22 protein-coding genes are annotated in these 17,717 nt (G+C 64.6%); 11 read left to right on the forward strand and 11 right to left on the reverse strand.

Features of this window, described 5'->3' with window-relative positions; translation table 11 throughout:
- Positions 1–127 precede the first annotated feature (127 nt).
- The gene (locus M9H71_RS00510) at positions 128–895 is read right to left on the reverse strand and encodes a rhomboid family intramembrane serine protease (RefSeq protein WP_455403170.1); all 768 of its coding nucleotides are present in this window, start codon (positions 893–895) and stop codon (positions 128–130) included.
- 106 nt (positions 896–1,001) lie between these two features.
- Positions 1,002–1,568 (reverse strand): manganese efflux pump MntP, encoded by a 567-nt coding sequence (locus tag M9H71_RS00515; RefSeq protein ID WP_455403171.1) that lies wholly within the window; start codon positions 1,566–1,568, stop codon positions 1,002–1,004.
- 627 nt (positions 1,569–2,195) lie between these two features.
- Here M9H71_RS00515 and M9H71_RS00520 point away from each other — a divergent pair.
- Entirely contained in the window at positions 2,196–2,753 is a 558-nt protein-coding gene (locus M9H71_RS00520) for a PAS domain-containing protein (RefSeq protein WP_455403172.1), read from the forward strand.
- Here the strand turns inward: M9H71_RS00520 and M9H71_RS00525 are convergent.
- Positions 2,735–3,499 (reverse strand): Crp/Fnr family transcriptional regulator, encoded by a 765-nt coding sequence (locus M9H71_RS00525; RefSeq protein ID WP_455403173.1) that lies wholly within the window; start codon positions 3,497–3,499, stop codon positions 2,735–2,737. The genes M9H71_RS00520 and M9H71_RS00525 overlap by 19 nt on opposite strands.
- A 312-nt stretch (positions 3,500–3,811) precedes the next feature.
- Between M9H71_RS00525 and M9H71_RS00530 the strand changes: the two genes are divergently transcribed.
- Complete coding sequence (locus tag M9H71_RS00530; RefSeq protein ID WP_455403174.1) at positions 3,812–4,423, forward strand: PilZ domain-containing protein; 612 nt, start codon at positions 3,812–3,814, stop codon at positions 4,421–4,423.
- A 332-nt stretch (positions 4,424–4,755) separates the two neighbouring features.
- Positions 4,756–5,376, forward strand: a complete 621-nt coding sequence (locus tag M9H71_RS00535; protein WP_455403175.1) for a transglutaminase-like cysteine peptidase — start codon at positions 4,756–4,758, stop codon at positions 5,374–5,376.
- Positions 5,377–5,518: 142 nt separating this feature from the next.
- On the opposite strand, the gene M9H71_RS00540 is transcribed toward M9H71_RS00535, so the two are convergent.
- Entirely contained in the window at positions 5,519–6,049 is a 531-nt protein-coding gene (locus tag M9H71_RS00540) for a MarR family winged helix-turn-helix transcriptional regulator (protein ID WP_455403176.1), read from the reverse strand.
- A gap of 579 nt (positions 6,050–6,628) precedes the next feature.
- Here M9H71_RS00540 and M9H71_RS00545 point away from each other — a divergent pair.
- From M9H71_RS00545 to M9H71_RS00555, 3 genes are all read left to right on the forward strand, one after another.
- Positions 6,629–8,131, forward strand: coding sequence for a porin (locus M9H71_RS00545; protein WP_455403177.1), 1,503 nt, complete (start codon positions 6,629–6,631; stop codon positions 8,129–8,131).
- Between the two features lie 212 nt (positions 8,132–8,343).
- On the forward strand, positions 8,344–8,535 hold the full coding sequence (locus M9H71_RS00550) for a hypothetical protein (protein WP_455403178.1): 192 nt from the start codon (positions 8,344–8,346) through the stop codon (positions 8,533–8,535).
- A 10-nt stretch (positions 8,536–8,545) separates the two neighbouring features.
- On the forward strand, positions 8,546–8,713 hold the full coding sequence (locus M9H71_RS00555; RefSeq protein ID WP_455403179.1) for a hypothetical protein: 168 nt from the start codon (positions 8,546–8,548) through the stop codon (positions 8,711–8,713).
- 19 nt (positions 8,714–8,732) lie between these two features.
- Here M9H71_RS00555 and M9H71_RS00560 read toward each other — a convergent pair whose 3' ends face one another.
- Positions 8,733–9,263 carry a gamma carbonic anhydrase family protein gene (locus tag M9H71_RS00560; RefSeq protein ID WP_455403180.1) on the reverse strand — a complete coding sequence of 177 codons (531 nt, stop codon included), beginning with the start codon at positions 9,261–9,263 and terminating at the stop codon, positions 8,733–8,735.
- A gap of 58 nt (positions 9,264–9,321) precedes the next feature.
- Entirely contained in the window at positions 9,322–9,654 is a 333-nt protein-coding gene (locus M9H71_RS00565) for a DUF6949 family protein (protein WP_455403181.1), read from the reverse strand.
- Positions 9,655–9,844: 190 nt separating this feature from the next.
- Here M9H71_RS00565 and M9H71_RS00570 point away from each other — a divergent pair, with 190 nt between their 5' ends.
- The gene (locus M9H71_RS00570) at positions 9,845–10,552 is read left to right on the forward strand and encodes a hypothetical protein (RefSeq protein WP_455403182.1); all 708 of its coding nucleotides are present in this window, start codon (positions 9,845–9,847) and stop codon (positions 10,550–10,552) included.
- Between the two features lie 15 nt (positions 10,553–10,567).
- On the opposite strand, the gene M9H71_RS00575 is transcribed toward M9H71_RS00570, so the two are convergent.
- The 4 genes from M9H71_RS00575 to M9H71_RS00590 form a co-directional block, all read right to left on the reverse strand.
- Positions 10,568–10,786, reverse strand: a complete 219-nt coding sequence (locus tag M9H71_RS00575) for a DUF3126 family protein (protein WP_455403183.1) — start codon at positions 10,784–10,786, stop codon at positions 10,568–10,570.
- A gap of 169 nt (positions 10,787–10,955) precedes the next feature.
- Entirely contained in the window at positions 10,956–11,783 is an 828-nt protein-coding gene (gene cysE, locus M9H71_RS00580; RefSeq protein ID WP_455403184.1) for a serine O-acetyltransferase, read from the reverse strand.
- A 200-nt stretch (positions 11,784–11,983) separates the two neighbouring features.
- On the reverse strand, positions 11,984–12,739 hold the full coding sequence (locus M9H71_RS00585; protein ID WP_455403185.1) for an alpha/beta fold hydrolase: 756 nt from the start codon (positions 12,737–12,739) through the stop codon (positions 11,984–11,986).
- A 211-nt stretch (positions 12,740–12,950) separates the two neighbouring features.
- A complete protein-coding gene (locus M9H71_RS00590; RefSeq protein ID WP_455403186.1) occupies positions 12,951–14,105 on the reverse strand; it encodes a hypothetical protein in 1,155 nt (384 codons plus the stop codon).
- 208 nt (positions 14,106–14,313) lie between these two features.
- Here M9H71_RS00590 and M9H71_RS00595 point away from each other — a divergent pair, with 208 nt between their 5' ends.
- Positions 14,314–14,559, forward strand: coding sequence for a zinc-finger domain-containing protein (locus M9H71_RS00595; RefSeq protein WP_455403187.1), 246 nt, complete (start codon positions 14,314–14,316; stop codon positions 14,557–14,559).
- 18 nt (positions 14,560–14,577) lie between these two features.
- Positions 14,578–15,768 (forward strand): FAD-dependent monooxygenase, encoded by a 1,191-nt coding sequence (locus tag M9H71_RS00600; RefSeq protein ID WP_455403188.1) that lies wholly within the window; start codon positions 14,578–14,580, stop codon positions 15,766–15,768.
- A 41-nt stretch (positions 15,769–15,809) separates the two neighbouring features.
- Here M9H71_RS00600 and M9H71_RS00605 read toward each other — a convergent pair whose 3' ends face one another.
- Complete coding sequence (locus M9H71_RS00605) at positions 15,810–16,223, reverse strand: twin-arginine translocation pathway signal (RefSeq protein ID WP_455403189.1); 414 nt, start codon at positions 16,221–16,223, stop codon at positions 15,810–15,812.
- 99 nt (positions 16,224–16,322) lie between these two features.
- Here M9H71_RS00605 and M9H71_RS00610 point away from each other — a divergent pair, with 99 nt between their 5' ends.
- Together M9H71_RS00610 and M9H71_RS00615 are read left to right on the forward strand one after the other, a co-directional pair.
- Positions 16,323–16,751: a universal stress protein gene (locus M9H71_RS00610; RefSeq protein ID WP_455403190.1), complete on the forward strand. Its 429-nt coding sequence runs from the start codon at positions 16,323–16,325 to the stop codon at positions 16,749–16,751.
- Positions 16,752–16,863: 112 nt separating this feature from the next.
- Positions 16,864–17,703 (forward strand): glycosyltransferase family 92 protein, encoded by an 840-nt coding sequence (locus M9H71_RS00615; RefSeq protein WP_455403191.1) that lies wholly within the window; start codon positions 16,864–16,866, stop codon positions 17,701–17,703.
- The last annotated feature ends 14 nt before the right edge of the window (positions 17,704–17,717 follow it).

Here is a 17,717-nt window from a genome sequence, read left to right on the forward strand (position 1 = left end):
TACTCTTCACGCCAATCCCCATTCCGAGCCCGGCGCTCAACGGCGCCGGGTGCAATGACACCGCAAGATTGCGGCGTTTCAGCGATGAATCAAAACTCTCGCAACTGCGAACGATGACCGCAGCGCATCACGGGGTCGCGGCATCGGGCGCGCGCGGCACCGGATCGAACAACGAGAACAACAAGAGGCCGGCGAAGAAGCCGCCAATATGCGCCTGCCAGGCGACGCTGGCGCCTTCGTTACCGATCGCGATCGACCCGACACCGAAGATGATGTTGATGCCGAACCAGATACCAAGGAAGGCGAGCACCCGCGGGTCGCGCAGCGCGCGGGTCAGCGGCTGCGCCGGCACCCGCGCCGCGGCATCGGCATCGCCCCGTCGCAGCGACAGGAAGCTGCCGCGGACAAAGGCGAAGCGGATCGCCGCCGCCATCGCGCCCGACACCGACGCGGAAGCCCCGATCATCGGCGCGATCTCGTGCGCGTGCGTCAGCAGATGCGCGAACGCTCCGGCCACGGCGGTCACCGCCATGAACACGAAGAACCGCACGGCGCCGAACCGCCGCGCCAACGCGCTGCCGAACGGCAGCAGCCACAGCACGTTGAACAGGATGTGGCTGAGATTGGCGTGAAGCAGCGAATAGGTGACGAAAGTCCAGATCTTGGCGCCGGTGCCACCGGGAAACGGCGAGTCCAGCAGCGTCTGATCGTAGCGCATCGGGATGAACCCGAAGACTTCGATCGTCCAGTATTCGAATTCCGGCGACAGCAGCGTGCGCAGATGGATCACCGCCAGCAACGCGATATAGGCCGTGACCGCCCCTGGCAGGGTCAGGATGGGCTCGCGTGGCGGCTGCGGCGGCGACAATTGGTTCTGTTCGAGCGGAGCTTCCAAAGCAGACGACCTGATGCGAGACGCGGGACGGAGGCGCCGATCCCTTAGAGCACTTTTCGCAAACACGGAAAACCGGCACCAAGCGCGAGAGGCAAGGTCGCGGACTTCACCCGGCGCTCAGGTGGTTCACCAGAATCGACAACCCGAGGCCGACCAGCGCCAGCCCCCCGGCCCGCTCGGCCCAGCGCCCGAACGATCCGCTGATCAGCCTGCCCGCCAGCATGCCGCCGGTCGACATCACGAAGGTGGCGCACCCGATCGCCGCGGCGATCACGAGGATGTTCACGTCCAAGAACGCCAGGGACACGCCGACCGCCATCGCGTCGATGCTGGTGCCGACGGCCGTGGCCATCAGCACCCACAGCGAACCGCCGGCCACAGCGGCGGCGCGCTCGTTCGCCGGCTTGAACGAATGCAACATCATCCGGCCGCCGACGATCGCCAGCAGACCGAACGCGATCCAATGGTCGATCGCGGCGACATACTGGCTGGCGGCGAATCCCGCAGCCCAGCCAATCAGCGGGGTGATCGCTTCGACAATGCCGAAAACGACGCCGGTGCGCAGCGCTTCGGACCACCGCGCCTGCCGCATCGCGGCGCCGCGGCCGAGCGATGCGAGCAGGGCATCGACAGACATGCCCACGGCGAGCACCGCAATAGATACGGGAGACATCGGTGAGCCCCATCAGCGGACGTCGAGACCGGACGGAATTGGGGCCTTGTCCGGAACAGCCGCCTGCCGTCACGGTCTCGCTGCACCGGATTCATCCGGTTGATCGCACCACGCGAACCTTGTCGCGAGTCTGTTGATACGACCGCGCGCCTCAGCGCGCCGCTACTCCCCGATGCCGCGACGGTAGTTCGTCCACCCGCGAGGGTCAATAATCACGCAATTTCAAAGATTTGAGGATAGGATGCATTCGCATCAACGGAAAAGGGAGGGCTCTGAGAAAGCCCTCCCCTGGTCCGTGCCGACATCGTTCGCACCACGACGGCATTCGCCTCTCCGGTGCGCGGCCGGCCTGTTTTTCGGCCACCCTGTCATCACCAGCGCCGGAGGTCTGGAGTCCGTCCGACGCAGCAATGCGGATACCCTAGCCGCCGTTCCTCCGGGGGCAACGCCATAGTTAATTTAACCTTAACGACGCAAAGCCGGGCATGACGCCGCCGTTCTCGCTGGCCGGCATGGACGCTGCAACGAGCCTCCTGCACAACACTCCAGGAGCGTCGCGCCGGGCGAATTCAGGACAGTCCTGTCCCAATGCCGTCCGGTCGCGACAACCGCGAACCAAGGTCGTCCATGAAGCATCCGTCGAGCCAAGCGTTCTTCGCCTATTGGGACAAGCAACGCGACGGCGCCCCCGCCCCGGATCGCAGCGCGGTCGAGCCCGACGCTCTGCGCAGCCTGCTCGGGGACATGTTCGTGGTGTCCTGCGACGCCACCGGCTATCCGTTCCGGTTCGCCGGCACCCGGCTGAATGCCCTGCTCGGCCAGGACCTGAAGGGCGAAAAGCTGACGACGCAGTTCGTGCTCGAGCAGCGGCTCGCAGTGCAGCAGGTGCTGGATATCGTTGCCGGCGACACCATTGCGGTGGTCGCCGGCGTCACCGCCACTGCGCCCAACACCACGCCGGTCGCGCTGGAACTCCTGCTTCTGCCGTTCGCGCCGCGCGCCCATACGCCGCTGAGCATGACAGGATTGCTTGCGCCGCTCGGTGACCGGGTGATCGGGCCGCTCACCGGCCTGCGGTTGAACTCATGGCGAACCGCCGGCGAGCAGCCGCGCCGCTTCGCGCCGCGCCAATTGCGCAAGCTGCAGGTAGTACGCGGCCTGACGGTTTATGAAGGCAGCCGCTGAGACTCGGCGCAATCCGTTCCCATCCGGGGCATCATCACGCTGGAACGACGTTCGACCGGCGAGGCTGCAAACCCGCCGCGATCGGCCCGGTAGCACTCGCAGGAGCGCTGGATCAGTCCGTTGACGTCGGTGATCGCCAGCCGGCCACGACTGTAGCGGATCAGCCCCTGTTGCTGCAGAGCGTGCGCAATCAGCGAGATCGTGTTGCGCTTCACGCCGAGCATCTGCGCCATCAGGTCCTGGCCGAGCTGCATACAGTCGCTGCCGGCGAGGTCGCGTGATTGCAGCAGACGGCGGCACAGCCGCGACTCGGCGGAATGCGCCGCATTGCATCCTGCGATCTGTTCGGCCCTGACCGATCGCACCCAGTGATAGCGAAGCAACAAACTGCGGAGCGTCGGGCTGACGTCGACGACATGCCGGAAATGCGCGCAGTCGATCACCGATGCCGTCGCCGGATATCGAACGACCGCCGTGGCTACCGCCACCGTCTCGTTCACCGCCTCGGCGCCGATGACTCCGTCCCGACCGATCGCCGCGACCTCGATGTCCTGCCCCTTGCTCAGGTGAATCATGCTGGACACGATGCCGCCATGAGGGAAAATCACCCGCTCCAGCGGTGCCCCGGACTCGACCAGGACCTGACCGAACTTCAGATCGATCGTCCGCAAATGCGGCCGCAGCAGATCCAGATCCGCAACCTGTAACGCCGCAAGCAATTCGTTGGCTGGTTGACTGATCGCCATGATCCCCGCCCCGGGACTACGCACGACACCGCGCGACGCCCTCCGCCCCGTTTCCTCGACTCCGCCGCTGCAAATGCGGCACCCGATGCACCTTAATCGGTTGAGACACGAGCAAAGTCCACTTCGTACAACTACGCGCTGAGCTGCATCGCAATGCGGTGCGCCGCGAGATTTCTCCCGCACCGCAGCACTCAGCGCAGCGCGACCGGCGCCGCGTCTGCAACCAGCGCGGCAGAGAGCTAACGGGGCGTTAACCGTGACGGCCGTAGGCTGCATGTGACGGCAGCGCGACCGGCTATCGGAATTTCAGTTTTGTTGTGGCAAAAACCAACGGTTCAGCCGGCCTCGCTCGAGCGGCGCCGCTTCCAGCGGGTGAAAGTTCACCTGCTCGGCCGCTACATGCTGCCCGATCGCCGCGAGTTTCCGTGCCAGGTCGTCAACATGTCGCCCGGCGGATTGGCGTTGCTGGCACCGGGGATCGGCAATGTCGGGGACCGGGTGATCGCTTATCTCGACCACATCGGTCGCGTCGAAGGGAAGATCACACGCATCATCGACAACGGCTTCGCGATGACGTTGGCGGCGACCCCACGCAAGCGCGACAAGCTCGCCGCGCAACTTACCTGGCTCGCCAATCGCGACATTCTCAATCTGCCGGAAGACCGTCGTCACGACCGCATCGTGCCGCGCAACCCGATTGCCGTGCTCACGCTCGACGACGGCAGCCGGATGAGCTGCCGCATCATCGATATGTCGCGCTCCGGCGCGGCGATCGCCGCCGAGCAACGCCCGGCGCTGAACTCACAAGTCCTGCTCGGCCGTGTCGCCGCTCACGTCGTCCGTCATCTCGACGACGGCTTTGCGCTGGAGTTCACTCACGAGCAGCTCGAGGAAACCCTCGAAGACAACGTTACCGCGCGGTGAACGAAATCACCCGCGGCGGACGCCGTTTCGGCGCTCCAGCAGAGCGATAATTCCCCCTCGACGCCATCATCGGACCCGTATGCGCGCTAAGCGACACGGTTAACGCGTGCAATTGGACGTGTGACCAAACCGTGTCCCGCAGCAATTTCCGCGTTAATTCCTCAAATTTGAATCAAATCCCGATATCTCGAATTTTAGTCAAATTCGATTCAAGTATAGATCGAATTCGCGGCTAGTTTTACGAGTATTCGCCTCGACTTTACTTAGTCGACTTAGCGGCCCTGCAAATCGTCTGTGCAAATGATGGTCCCAACAAGAAAACGGGGGCCACAATGTCGGGCAACAGGGGATTTCGGGGGCTTGCGGTGATCGCCGCCGTCGTCGCGCTGACCGCGACGGCGCAAGCTGAAAACAGAGTTCGCTACGCCAGCGTCGGCGACGAGGCGCGCGCGCCGATCGGTTGGATCGATTTCTGCTCGGACAATCCGGTGGAGTGCCGGGGCGGCCGCAGCCAGGCTCGCGACATCGTTCTCACGCAGACCGCCTGGCAGGATCTGCTGAAGGTCAATCGCTGGGTCAACGACAACGTCAAACCGCTGACCGACATGGACCATTGGGGCGTGATCGAAAAGTGGTCGTTGCCGACCGACGGTTACGGCGATTGCGAAGACTACGTGCTGCTGAAGCGCAAGATGCTGATCGATGCCGGCTGGCCGCGCGAAGCTCTGCTGATCACCGTGGTCCGCGACAAGAAGAACGAAGGCCACGCGGTGCTAACGGTGAAGACCGACAAGGGCGAATTCATCCTCGACAACCAGAACGAGGACGTCGTCGCCTGGACCGAGACCGGCTACCGCTTCGTCAAGCGGCAGTCTCAGAGCGATCCGAACACCTGGGTCGCACTCGGCGACGGCCGTCCGGCAGTGGCAACCGCCAGCGCCAGACAGCGCTGACCACGAACGACACACCAGGAGAAACGCGACCCGGTCGAATCCCCACCCCTCCCCGTCCCAGACCGGATCGTGCGTGGCCAGCCTCCCCCAAGGCTGGCCACAACTTTTTGGGGGACCTGAGAAAGCGGCGCGAAAGGCTGGCTCAGGACTCGTCGACCACGCGCTGCATCGCCTGCTTGGTGCGGTGCTTCAGCCGCTCGAGCTTGGCTTTGACGTCGTTGAGCGCCTCGGCGTCGAAGTCGCTGAAGATGTATTCGTGCAACGCTTCCCAGCGCGGCGAAAGACGTTCGATCTTGGCCCGCGCCTCACAGGACAGCGACATCAGCACGACGCGGGCATCCGCGGTCGAGGGCACGCGATTGAGCAGCCCGAGCCGCTCCAGGATCTTGGTTTGGGTGGTCACGAAGGTCGAGACCGCGTGGATCTTCTGCGACACCTCGCCGACCGAAACTCCATTGCCCTGATCGAGATCGGCGATCGCCATCAGAATCAGCCATTGCGAGCCGCTGATCCCGAACAGCTTGGCCCACGCCCGTCGCATGTCCTCGAGATTGTTGCTGATCGAGACGAAATCCCAGATCACCTGGTAAGATAGCCCGAAATCCCGATGCGCACAGGGCTGCAGAGATTCGAACGGCTCGGCAGCCTCAGCCTCCTGAGATGACGATGGCACTGCCGACGCCCGCCCAGCGGGCTCGCCGTGACGCTGCTCCCTGCTCCGATGCGGCATGCCGCGCCCTCCGAATCATGCCCGAACAGTCTTTTGTTGTTTGTCGACTCGGACGAACCCGAAATCGCGGCGCAGCCGGGACTGCGCTATGTACGCAATCCTGAGCTGGGACCAAAGGTACCAATTTCTGTTCCTGTCGTACCGTTGTTCATCGCAAACGTCTCGAATAGGTCTTCCGGCGGCCGGAAAGCTCATTGGATTCAAACCTGTCGCCGTTTTCCGACCCGAGCCGTAGCGGCGTCGAGCAAGTCCGACACACGGAATTTGGTCATGACAGAATCATGACGCTCTGTTGCTGCAATACCACAGCTTCGGCCGATGACGCGACGCATCATCGTTCGATCCTTTCGTTAGCTATTTTTGTTATGTATCTAGTTCCCTGACGGAGGGGGGCAACCTCGAAGTCGTCCCGGCTCAAAGCTGTCCGGCGCCAAGGCAACGGACAGTCGGGTTCACGGGCGGGCCATTTCCGGCGCTCAGCACCGGTCGGCATGCCCTTCTAGGCAAACTTGGAGGTTTACGATGAATTTTGCGAAGAGCCTTATGCTCGGTGGTGCGGCGCTTCTCGTCGCCACCGCTGGTGCGCAGGCGGCCGATCTTCCGCTCAAGGCCAAGGCGGTCGAGTATGTGAAGGTCTGCTCGCTGTACGGCGCCGGCTTCTACTACATCCCGGGCACCGACACCTGCATCAAGCTCGGCGGCTACATCCGCGCCGAGTACGCGTTCAATGCCGGCGGGATGACGGAAACCCCGTCGTGGAACGGCCCCGCCGGTCAGGGCAACCGGCTGTCGAACAACACCATCTATCGTTCGCGCGCCGACCTGAACATCGACACCCGCACGGCGACCGAATACGGCGTGGTCCGCACCTACTTCGACTCTGTGTTCACCTGGACCACTGGCAGCGACACTACGGCTGCGGGCAATGTTGGCGTGTATTTCGCGTTCGTGCAGTTTGCCGGCTTCACCTTCGGTAAGGCGGTCTCGGCGTTCTCGACCCCGTGGCACGGCGGTCCGGGCAACATCACCTCGAACCTGCTCGGCGGCGACGACACCTCGACCGGCATCAATCAGGTGAGCTACACTGCCGAATTCGGCAACGGCGTTTCGGCGTCGTTCAGCCTTGAAGACCAGAGCAGCTATCGCTGGGCGCAGGGCAATTCGAACGGCAACATTTCCGTGCTGAACGTTACGCCCGGCAACGGCACTCCGGCGTCCTGGCTGGGCGGCCTTGGCAGCTACACCGGCACCAGCTACGCGGCCGGCACCAGCATTCCGGACATCGTCGGCAAGATCCGCGTCGACCAAGCCTGGGGTCTGTTCCAGGTGTCGGCTGCGGCGCACCAGATCCGCGCCGGCTACTACAACCCGTCCAACGAATGGTCTGGCCACCCGAGCGATAAGTGGGGCTACGCGGTTCTTGCTGGCCTGTCACTCAAGAATCTACCGACCGGCCCGGGCGATTCGATCAACCTCGACGCCACCTACGCCGACGGCGCGATCCGTTACGTGATCGGCGGAACCAGCCCGAACTACTTCTCGATGTTCGGCAACAACGCCGACGGCATTGCTTATCAGAGCGTAGCCCTCGGTACGGCCGTCGACGGCGTGTTCGTCAATGGCGGCGGCATCGAGACCACCAAGGCCTGGGGTATCCGTGGTGCGTTCAACCACAACTGGAACAAGAACTGGGCGACCTCGATCTTCGGTGCCTATTCTTCCGTTGACTACGGCAGCACAGGTGGCGCGCTTTATACCGCCGCGCTGTTCAATCGGGTTGGTGGTGCCTTCACCGGCAACCCGAACTTCAGCATCGCTCAGATCGGTACCCGCACCTCGTGGACCCCGGTCAAGAACCTGACGTTCTCGGGCGAAGTGATGTGGATGCATCTCGATCAGAACTACACTGGCTTCACCAACGCGACTACCCCGGTGTCGCCGGGCGGCACAAAGCCGGCCGCGGTTTACCAGTTCAAGGATCAGGACACTGTGGTGGGCGCGGTTCGCGTTCAGCGCACCTTCTAAGTCCTACGAAACTTGTAAACCTCCAAGGAACCTCCGGCGATGCCCCGCCGGAGGTTTTCCTTTTTGAGCATCACTCAGTGCGTCGAGCTGGTTTCCACGCTTCGACGGTCGCGGCCGCGCCCTTGGTCAACAATCACCTCACCTCGCAGCTCCGCCGTTGCGCTCCCGGAACGTTTTTCCGCGTCGGAACTTGACGTCGCGGAGACCACGCGATGCGCAAGCTGATCGGCTTCGACGACGACACTCTCGACAAGCTGACTCAGCTCGGCCGCGATCGGATGGCGACGCTTCAGGAGCTCGCCGACGAAGCCTTCGCCGACCTGCTGAAGAAGCACGGCGTTCCGATCGATTTGAAGGACGCGCTGCGCAAGAGCGCGGCGACCGCTCCGCATCGCAAACATTGAGGAGCAGTCGATGTCAGCCGATCCGGACCCGTTCATGCTGGGCGAACGCGCCGCGCGCCAGAACATTCCTGCCGAGGCGAACCCGTATCACGACGGCAGCGAAGAGCACGCGCTGTGGGCCGCCGGCCACGAGCGGATCGCAACCGCGATTGAGGCCCGCGAAGCGGAAGGAACGTGAGCGCTGCGCCCGCGCTCGCTCACCCGACCTTCTTCAGGACCTTGGCATAACGCTGGCCGTTGGCGACGTAGAACCCGGCTCCAGCCAGCATCGCCTGGACTTGTTCCGGTGTCAGCGTTCGCGCGACTTTGGCGGGCGCGCCGAGGATCAGTGAATTCTCCGGGAACGATTTGCCTTCGGTAACCACGGCACCGGCTCCGACGACGCAGCCGCGCGCCAATTTGGCGCCGTTCATCACGATCGCGCCCATCCCGATCAGCACGCTGTCTTCGATGGTGCAGCCGTGCAGGATGACGTTGTGCCCGATGGTGCAGCCCTTGCCGACTTTGAGCGGAAAGCCGGGGTCGGTGTGGCAGGTGGTGCCGTCCTGGATGTTGGAGCCCTCGCCGATTTCGATCCACTCGTTGTCGCCGCGCATCACAGCACCGAACCAGACCGACACCGAAGCGCCGAGCCGGACCTTGCCGATGACCGACGCGCTATCGGCAATGAAGTAATTTCCATCCGCCGGAAGCTCGGGCCGCTGCCCGTCGAGTTCGTAGATCGCCATCGCAGTCTCCTGTCTTCGGCTCCGTCATGACAACGCGAAGCCGGCGACGCAATGGTTTTCAGGCGAACACACCGAGAGTCTGCAGCGCCATCAGCACCACCGTTCCGGACATCAGGCTCCAGAAGCCAGCGAGCACAGTCGCCAGCATTACGAATTGCGCGCGGCGGAGATCGGAGGTGCGCGGGCCGGTCAGGGTGTTACGCATGATGATGAAGGGCGCCGCGAACATCAGAAACGGCAGCGCCGCAAAGCTCTGCGGCACCACGCCCTGCTGCAAAAGGCCGAACCCGGCCGGGCGTTGCGCCAGCGCCTGATATGCGCTGGTCAATGCGCCGGCGACGGCAAAGCCGATCAGAAGCGAGAACAGATTGTTGAGGGCATCGGGCGACATCGGCAGCTTCCGGCTCGGATCGGTACGGCCATAGGTGTCGCAAAATCCAGTGCCGGCCGCCACGATAGCCTTAAGAAAAGGTTAACGCACGACGGAAGAATTGCTGCCGTGCGCCGCACAATCCCGTTCGGTGCTGATTCGGCGCGTGGCATAGTCGAATCTGATTCGTGTGCCGGACATCTGCGTCGTCATGACTTTGGTATCGTCGCTTCCGGGCCGCCAGCGCCGACGTCGCGCCCCGCGGACCAGTTCCCGCCTTCCTCTGATGATCGGTGGCGCCATCGGCGCGGCGGCGGTCGCGGCCGTCGCATATCTATTGTGGCCGACCTGGCAGGTGCAAAGCGTCGGCGATCCGGACCGCACGCCGGTGACGATCGGCGACACCCTGTTCAACGTGCCGACCAAGGCGTTTCGGGTGAAGTACCAGCGCCGGTCCGGACCGCAGGAGCGGGTCGATCTCGTCTTCCTGTATCCTTCACTGACGCCGCCGGAGCGCGCGGTGCACAAGACCGCGGAGGAGATCGCAGAGTTCCAACCGATGGATCGGATCTTCGTCACGATCGCCGCACACGAGGACACGCTGGCCCCGGAGACGCGGCTGCGCACGATCTATCCACGCTATCTGGCTCAGGTCACGCCGCAGACGCTGGACGGGCTGACGATGCGGCCGTTCGTCGATGGCTCGCCCTATGCGAGCGAAGATCTATTCACCGCCGAGCAACCGGAGTTGTCGGCACGCTGCACCCGCGACCGCCAGACACCGGGAATGTGTCTCAGCGAAATGCGGATCGAAGGCGCCGACATCACCTTCCGGTTTCCGCGCCAGTGGCTGAACCAGTGGCGCGAGGTCGCAAGTGCGATCGCGCGGCTCGCCGCGCAGATCCATGTACGCGGCTGAGGGCGTCGCTTCTGCTTAGCCGACGTCCGCGAGATCGTCTTCGAGGATCGCCATCTGGAATTGGAACGAGCGATCGTCGTCCTCGTCATCGACGAACAGCACGCCGATGAACTCCTCGCCGATATAAACTTCGGCGGAATCTTCCTTCTTCGGCCGCGGCACCACGCGGATCTTCGGATTGCCGAATACCCGCTTGAGATAGGCATCGAGTTTTCTGACTTCCTGAACGTCCACGGTGATCTCCAATTCAACTGAGCGGCGGCGCAGACGACACGTCCATCGCGCGGTCGGCACCGCCGGGGTCGCCGTCAGTACTTTCTCGCGGCGCCAGCCGCAACCCCTCGCGGCAAGTTGCGAACCGCAAACGCCGCGGCGGCATAGCGATCGATCAAGGCCCGACCGATCAAAGCCCGATCGCGTTGAGCATCTGATCCATGGTACGCGACGGTTCGGCGCAGCCGGCCTCGCCCACCACCTTCGCCGGAACGCCGGCCACGGTCATGTTGTGCGGCACGGCCTTCAGCACCACGGAGCCGGCAGCGATGCGGGCACAATGGCCGACTTCGATATTGCCGAGAATCTTGGCGCCAGCGCCGATCATCACGCCATGGCGGATCTTGGGGTGGCGGTCCTCGTGCTCCTTGCCGGTGCCACCGAGCGTGACGCCGTGCAGAATCGACACGTCGTCCTCGATCACCGCGGTTTCGCCGACCACCAGACCGGTGGCGTGGTCTAGGAAAATACCGCGGCCGATCTTGGCAGCCGGATTGATATCGGTCTGGAACACCGCGGAAGCACGGCTCTGCAGATACAGCGCGAAATCCTTGCGGCCCTTGCCGTACAGCCAATGCGCCAAGCGATGCGTCTGAATGGCGTGGAAGCCCTTGTAGTACAGCAGCGGATCGATGAAGCGCGTCGTCGCCGGATCGCGATCGAACACCGCCACCATGTCAGCGCGAAACGCATTGCCGATGTCCGGCTGGTCGCGCAGCGCGTCCTCGTAGGTCTGGCGGATCAGATCGCCGGACAGCGCCGAGTGATCGAGCCGCTCGGCGACACGATGCACCACCGCGTCTTCGAGGCGGTCGTGGTGCAGCACGCTGGCGAAAAGGAACGACGCCAATTCGGGCTCGCGCCGCACGATGTCTTCGGCTTCGTTGCGGACCCGCTCCCAGATCGGATCGAGCGCCGTGACGGTCGCACTCTGCGGATTGATCTGATGCATCACCATGCCGGCTCTCTCGATCGGGTCACTGCAAAACTATAGCACGGCGAACACGGCGCTGTCGCGGCACCTCGAAAGGGTTCGCGGCAGATCCTTAACCTATTGAACCTGGTCGATATTCCCAAATCGACGAGCCCCGTTGGCTGGTGCGCCTGCAGATCAACTTGGGCGCAATGCGGTCGGAATCAAGAGCGCGGCGCTGGCGCTCACGGCCGACGCGCCAGGAATGCGACAACACCTTCCTTGTAGACCCTGTCCCCGACCGCGCGCATGTGATCGCGCCGCGGGATATCGAGCACCTGCGAGCCCGGAATGATCTCGCCGAGTTCGTGTGCAGAACCCGCGACGTCGTCGTCGGTGCCGACCGCAATCAGCACCGGCACAGCGATCTGCGCGGCGTCCTCGCGACTCATCAGTCCACGCGACCCGCGCATGCAGGCGGCGAGCGCCTTGCGATCGGAACGGGTCTGGTCGGCAAAGGCGCGAAAGGTGCGGCCGACCGGATCTGTGACATCGTCGAGCGCGTCGGCCTCGAGCGCGCGCGCGACGTTTTCACCGGGACGTCCCTCGTTGCTGAGCAGGCCCATGCCGAGACCGCCGAGCACGACAGAACGCACCCGCGACGACTGCCATCGCGCGAGATTGGCGCCGATCCGCGCGCCCATCGAATAGCCCATGACGTCGGCACGCGCGATACCGAGATGATCCAGCAGCGCCACCGCGTCGTCGGCCATCGCTTCGAGCGTGTAGTCCGCAGGATCGTACAGCTTGGTCGACTCGCCGTGACCGCGATTGTCGAGCGCGACCACCCGCCGGCCGGCACGCTTCAATTCCGACAGCCACGACGGGTATACCCAATTGACGTTCTTGTTCGAGGCGAAGCCGTGGATCAGGACGATCGGCTCTCCCTCGCCTTCGTCGAGATACGCAATGTCCACTCCGGCGTGATTGAAGCTCGGCATCAGATGTCCAGTGTCTTGGTAAGCGTTACGGGAATGGGGTTATCGGCTGATCAGCATCGTCTGCGTCATGGCTGGCGAAGCGATCGGGATGCAGGGCACTACGCTTCTGGATTGCGTCGTCGCTTCGCGCCTCGCAATGACGATTTTGAGGCGAGCGGCGTCCATTTCGGCAACGACCGTACAAAGGTCCGGTGATTTCGCAAGCGGCGCACTAGGTGGACACAGTGCCCGCCACTGACACGGCGCTCGCGGCTTGTTGCGCGCGGCAGGCTTCCGCGTGCAGACGTTTGACGCGTTTGCGTCGACGGCGATCGAGCCAGCGCTGCGTCAGGCGCTCGGTGCCGGCCTTCAGCGAGGTGACGATACTGAACAGCATCAGCAGCGCACTGAAGATCCACGATGCGATATTCCACGCCCCGGTCGCGAGCAGCAGCGCGCCGCGGCCGAACAGCTTGATGATCGCGCGGGTCTGACCGCCCTTGGCTTCCGCGAGCCGCGCGGCCCGCGCGACATCCTTCGGGTTCTCGGCGACTTTCAACGCATCGAACGCGCCGCGTGTACCCGCCTTCTCGCCGATCTTGCCGACATCCTTCGCGAACCGCATCAGCCCCCCGGCCTTGTCGGTACGGACCGCAGCCTTTACGGCCTCCATCGTCCGAGCCGGACGTAACAGCGAGGCGTCAGCGACGGCACGTTTCAACGCCGGCGCATCGACGATCTCCCGCGCCGACCGGCCGGCCCAAGTGGCAAGGCCAGTGCTGATGCGGCCGACCTTGCGGGCATCCTTCACCAGCGTCAGCCCGGCACGCGCCGGCGCAGCAGCGCCGACACTGACATAGGTCGCCGCAGTCACCGCAATGCCGGCCGCCGCGAGACCCAGCACCAGATGATCGGCGGCCTCCCCGGTCGCCAGATGCTTGCCCTCGCGGATCACGTCACGGACGTCGCCGAACACGAACAAGTCGCCGGCGACAGTGCCCGACAGCGCCGCCAGATCGTCGCCCTGGCCGGTGACAAATCCGGTCGCGAACCGGCTCGCAACTTGCGCCGGCGCCTGCTCGGACTTCACGGCATCATCGACCCGCCGGGTCAGATCCTCGGGCAGCGCGACCTGATGGGCGTTCGCCAGTTCGACGAAGCTACGCGCCAGATCCGGATCGCCGGCGGACAACGCGGCCTCGGTCTGCCGTGCGATTAGGCCGCGATCCTGCCGCAATGCTTCGGCGGTCTGCAGATCGGATAGTTTCGCGGGGTCGTCCTGGGCGGCCATCATCGCGGCGCCGTGCTGGGCGCGCGGCCACACGGCCACCAGCGCCACCGCGCTGATTGCAAGACCGAGCTTCGCTACGCCGAGTTGCAGCCGCATCAGGTTCCTCGTTTTTCTCCCAAGTAGATGTGGTGCGTCATCACTTCGACACAACCGATCAGACGAAAGAAGGGCTTCTCCCACAGCACGGGATTGTGTCGAATTTCGCCGGGTAATCTCTACGCGGCCGCTCTAGGAATCAGGCAGCGGCCCCGGTATGGTGCGCCGCACTGTTAGTTGCCCTCCGCTGTCAGCAAAGGTGAGCTGAATGTCCGACCACGTGGTTCCCCACTTCCAGAACGATGCCGGCGTTGCGACGATCGAAATCGGTTCGCGGGAATTTATGTGCGTGGGCGCCGCTCCTCCGTTCGACCACCCGCATGTGTTTCTCGACCTCGGCAACGACAACGAGATCATCTGCCCGTACTGCTCGACACTGTACCGCTACGCGCAGGATTTGAAGCCGGGTGAAGCCCGCCCGCCGGAATGCGTGCTGAAAGACAAGGTCGCCTGATCAAACGCTGACCGCGACGTGGCGATTTCGCACACGATCGTCGTTGCCGGTGCCGGAATCGGCGGTCTGACAGCGGCGTTGGCGTTGGCCGCCAAGGGATTCCAGGTCGTCGTCCTGGAGCGGACCGGGCGCCTCGACGAAGTCGGAGCCGGCCTGCAACTGTCTCCCAATGCCTCCCGCGTTCTGGTCGATCTCGGCCTGAGATCCCGGCTCGAGGCCTGTGCCGTGACGCCGGACGCCGTCACGGCGATCAACGGCCGCTCCGGCCGCAGCATCGTGCGGATGCCGATCAACAACGTCCCCACGCGCACCGGCGCCCCGTATTGGGTGGTGCACCGAGCCGATCTCCAGGCCGCGCTGGCCGGACAAGTGGCCGCGCATCCCGCGATCGATCTGCGGCTCGGCTGTGCGCTCGACGACGTTGCCCCCCATGCCAACGGCGTCACGGTGTCGGCCGGCGGCGCGCAGGAGCAGGCACTGGCGCTGGTCGGCGCCGACGGCATCTGGTCGGCAGTGCGCGGCCGAGTGTTCCCCAAGATCGAGCCGATGTTCTCCGGATTGATCGCCTGGCGTGGCACGATCCCGGCCGAGGCGATGCCCGATGGCGAGAAATTGCGCGGGGTGCAACTCTGGCTTGGGCCGGACGCCCATCTGGTGGTGTATCCGATCTCCGGCGGCCGCCGGATTAATCTCGTGGCAGTGGTCAACGGCTCCTGGAACCAGCGCGGCTGGAGCGCGCGGGGGGAGCCGACCGAGATCATCGCCCAGTTCGCTGATTGGGCCGGGGGCGCCCAGGCGCTGATCGGGGCGGTCGAGAACTGGACGCGCTGGGCGCTGTTCGCGATGCCGGACGGCGGTGCCTGGAACCGGGGACCGGTCGGGCTGCTAGGGGACGCCTCCCACGGTATGCTGCCGTTCGCCGCACAGGGCGCCGGCATGGCGATCGAGGATGCCGCGGTGCTGGCGGCCGGCCTCGGCGCAAGCCATGGCGAAGGCCGCGGCACCGCCGCCGAGGTCGTGGCGACACTGCAGCGCTATGCGGCGCTGCGCCGCCCCCGGGTCAAGCAGGTGCAGCGGCTCGCCCGGCAGAACGGCTTGATCTACCATCTGCCCGGCGCCGCGGCGCTGGCTCGCGACGTCGCGATGCGGACGCTCGGGCCGGACCGGCTGCTGGCGCGGCAGAACTGGATTTACGACTGGCGCCCGTGAGGCGCCCAACGGCTGCTTGGCCTTGACGGACTGCGGCGGGATCAGCGCGACCCGCGCCTTGCCCGCTTGCCGGCGGCCGGCTCGGCAGCCGGCGGCGGCTCCGGCGTCGCGGTGCAGCGATTGTCGCGCCAGGTCTGTTCGGCCAGCCGCGATTGCGCTTTCAGGTTGATGTAGTCGTTGCGGTAAGCGACCTCGGCCACCACCGGCCCGGCGACGCCGGTCTGGGCCTTGCGCATCAGGCCGTCCAGCTTGGCGAGCCGGTCATCGAGCGATTTGCGCTCCACTTCGAGCTGTTTGCAGTCGAACAGCTCGTATTTGGCCGGATCGACGAACGCCTGCGAGAACGCGCTGTCGCCCATTCCGGCGCAGCCGGACAGGCCGAGCGCGGCGGCGATCAGAGCGGCGGCGGCAGCATTGCGGGCTACGGCGGAATCGGACGGGCGTTGCGGCGTCATGGTGACCGGCTGTGTGAACCAGGTTGAGGTTTGGGTCAAATCAGGCTGTGATGACCGCAGTGTGGCCGGCAGCGAGCCTCCACCAGCAGGACGCCACCAATGCAGAAGATCCTTCTTCCCTATGACGGCTCCGCCAATGCCGGCCGCGCGCTGGATTGGGTGATCGGTCTGGTGAACGACAACGTCCCGATCGAGCTGGTGCTGGTGTACGCTCACCCCGAGCCGGCGCTGTACGGCGAGATCGCGGTCTACGTCTCCAAGGACAAGATGGAGGAATTGCAGCGCGAGCACGGCGACGACATCCTGCAACCGGCGATCACCAAGCTGACCGCCGCCAAGATCCCATTCACTTCGGAAGTCCTGACTGGCGACACTGCGCAACGCATCGTCAAGCGCGCCGAAGAGCTGAACTGCAGCGGCATCGTGATGGGCACTCGCGGACGTAGCGCGATCGGCAACCTGGTACTCGGCTCGGTCGCCAACAAGGTGGTCCACCTGACCAAACTACCCGTGACGCTGGTGAAGTAACCGCGCGTTCCGCGGCGCATCGCTCGCCTTGCCAAATCCGCAGGTTTGGAACAGGGTTGCGCCGCAATCGATCTGACTTTCCAAGGAGCGACCCGTGTCGGGATTGAAGCAAATGCTGCGTGCCCCCTGGGTGTGGCGGGCGCGAGCACGCGACCGCATCGTCGCGCAGCGCGACGTGCCGACGCTGGCCGTGGTGGCGATCTTCCGCGAAGAGGCACCGTTCCTCGACGAGTGGCTGCGCTTCCACGAGGCGGTCGGCGTCGGCCACTTCTATCTCTACAACAATTTCAGCACCGATCACTTCCGCGACGTGCTGGCGCCGTGGATCGCGCGCGGGCTGGTGACGTTGACCGACTGGCCTGTCGAGGTCGGGCAGTTGCCGGCGTATCGCCACTGCATCAAGCATCACATGCTGGACGCCAAATGGATGGCGTTCATCGACATCGACGAGTTTCTGTTCTCCCCCGTGGCGGGCAAGGTCACCGACGTGCTCGGCCGTTTCGACGGCGCGCCCGCCGTCGGGGTGTTCTCACCCTATTTCGGCTCGGCCGGTCACGAGCAGCGGCCGCCGGTGCCGATCAGCCGCGCCTTCACCAAGCGCTCACCGCTGTCGAAGATCTCGGCCAAGACTATCGCCAACCCGCGCTGGATTCGCGCCATCCGCAACGTGCATCTCTACAAATACTGGCGGGGCGAAACCATCGACACGGTGGGCCGCCCATTCCAGGGCGACCGCCCGGTGCTCGACCTACTCCGCCTCAATCATTACTGGTCGCGCTCGCTGTCCGACCTGCAGACCAAGATCCAGCGCGGCGACGCCTCGACGCCGGTGCCGCGTGACAGCGACTGGCACTTCGCCGCCGAGAAGGACATGAACGCCGAAGACGACGCATCGATCCTGCCGGTGCTGGATCGGATATTCGGGCCGGCGGAGGACAGCGAACGGGTCTGATGCGAACCGGGCCA

It is taken from the genome of Rhodopseudomonas parapalustris, assembly GCF_053772255.1.

What these genes read in the sequence shown, in the direction of transcription:
- M9H71_RS00515 (WP_455403171.1), bottom strand. Translation starts at nt 1,568, where the DNA reads ATGTCTCCCGTATCTATTGCGGTGCTCGCCGTGGGCATGTCTGTCGAT.
- M9H71_RS00520 (WP_455403172.1), top strand. Translation starts at nt 2,196, where the DNA reads ATGAAGCATCCGTCGAGCCAAGCGTTCTTCGCCTATTGGGACAAGCAA.
- M9H71_RS00525 (WP_455403173.1), bottom strand. Translation starts at nt 3,499, where the DNA reads ATGGCGATCAGTCAACCAGCCAACGAATTGCTTGCGGCGTTACAGGTT.
- M9H71_RS00535 (WP_455403175.1), top strand. Translation starts at nt 4,756, where the DNA reads ATGTCGGGCAACAGGGGATTTCGGGGGCTTGCGGTGATCGCCGCCGTC.
- M9H71_RS00545 (WP_455403177.1), top strand. Translation starts at nt 6,629, where the DNA reads ATGAATTTTGCGAAGAGCCTTATGCTCGGTGGTGCGGCGCTTCTCGTC.
- M9H71_RS00550 (WP_455403178.1), top strand. Translation starts at nt 8,344, where the DNA reads ATGCGCAAGCTGATCGGCTTCGACGACGACACTCTCGACAAGCTGACT.
- M9H71_RS00555 (WP_455403179.1), top strand. Translation starts at nt 8,546, where the DNA reads ATGTCAGCCGATCCGGACCCGTTCATGCTGGGCGAACGCGCCGCGCGC.
- M9H71_RS00560 (WP_455403180.1), bottom strand. Translation starts at nt 9,263, where the DNA reads ATGGCGATCTACGAACTCGACGGGCAGCGGCCCGAGCTTCCGGCGGAT.
- M9H71_RS00565 (WP_455403181.1), bottom strand. Translation starts at nt 9,654, where the DNA reads ATGTCGCCCGATGCCCTCAACAATCTGTTCTCGCTTCTGATCGGCTTT.
- M9H71_RS00570 (WP_455403182.1), top strand. Translation starts at nt 9,845, where the DNA reads ATGACTTTGGTATCGTCGCTTCCGGGCCGCCAGCGCCGACGTCGCGCC.
- cysE (WP_455403184.1), bottom strand. Translation starts at nt 11,783, where the DNA reads ATGGTGATGCATCAGATCAATCCGCAGAGTGCGACCGTCACGGCGCTC.
- M9H71_RS00585 (WP_455403185.1), bottom strand. Translation starts at nt 12,739, where the DNA reads ATGCCGAGCTTCAATCACGCCGGAGTGGACATTGCGTATCTCGACGAA.
- M9H71_RS00590 (WP_455403186.1), bottom strand. Translation starts at nt 14,105, where the DNA reads ATGCGGCTGCAACTCGGCGTAGCGAAGCTCGGTCTTGCAATCAGCGCG.
- M9H71_RS00595 (WP_455403187.1), top strand. Translation starts at nt 14,314, where the DNA reads ATGTCCGACCACGTGGTTCCCCACTTCCAGAACGATGCCGGCGTTGCG.
- M9H71_RS00605 (WP_455403189.1), bottom strand. Translation starts at nt 16,223, where the DNA reads ATGACGCCGCAACGCCCGTCCGATTCCGCCGTAGCCCGCAATGCTGCC.
- M9H71_RS00610 (WP_455403190.1), top strand. Translation starts at nt 16,323, where the DNA reads ATGCAGAAGATCCTTCTTCCCTATGACGGCTCCGCCAATGCCGGCCGC.
- M9H71_RS00615 (WP_455403191.1), top strand. Translation starts at nt 16,864, where the DNA reads ATGCTGCGTGCCCCCTGGGTGTGGCGGGCGCGAGCACGCGACCGCATC.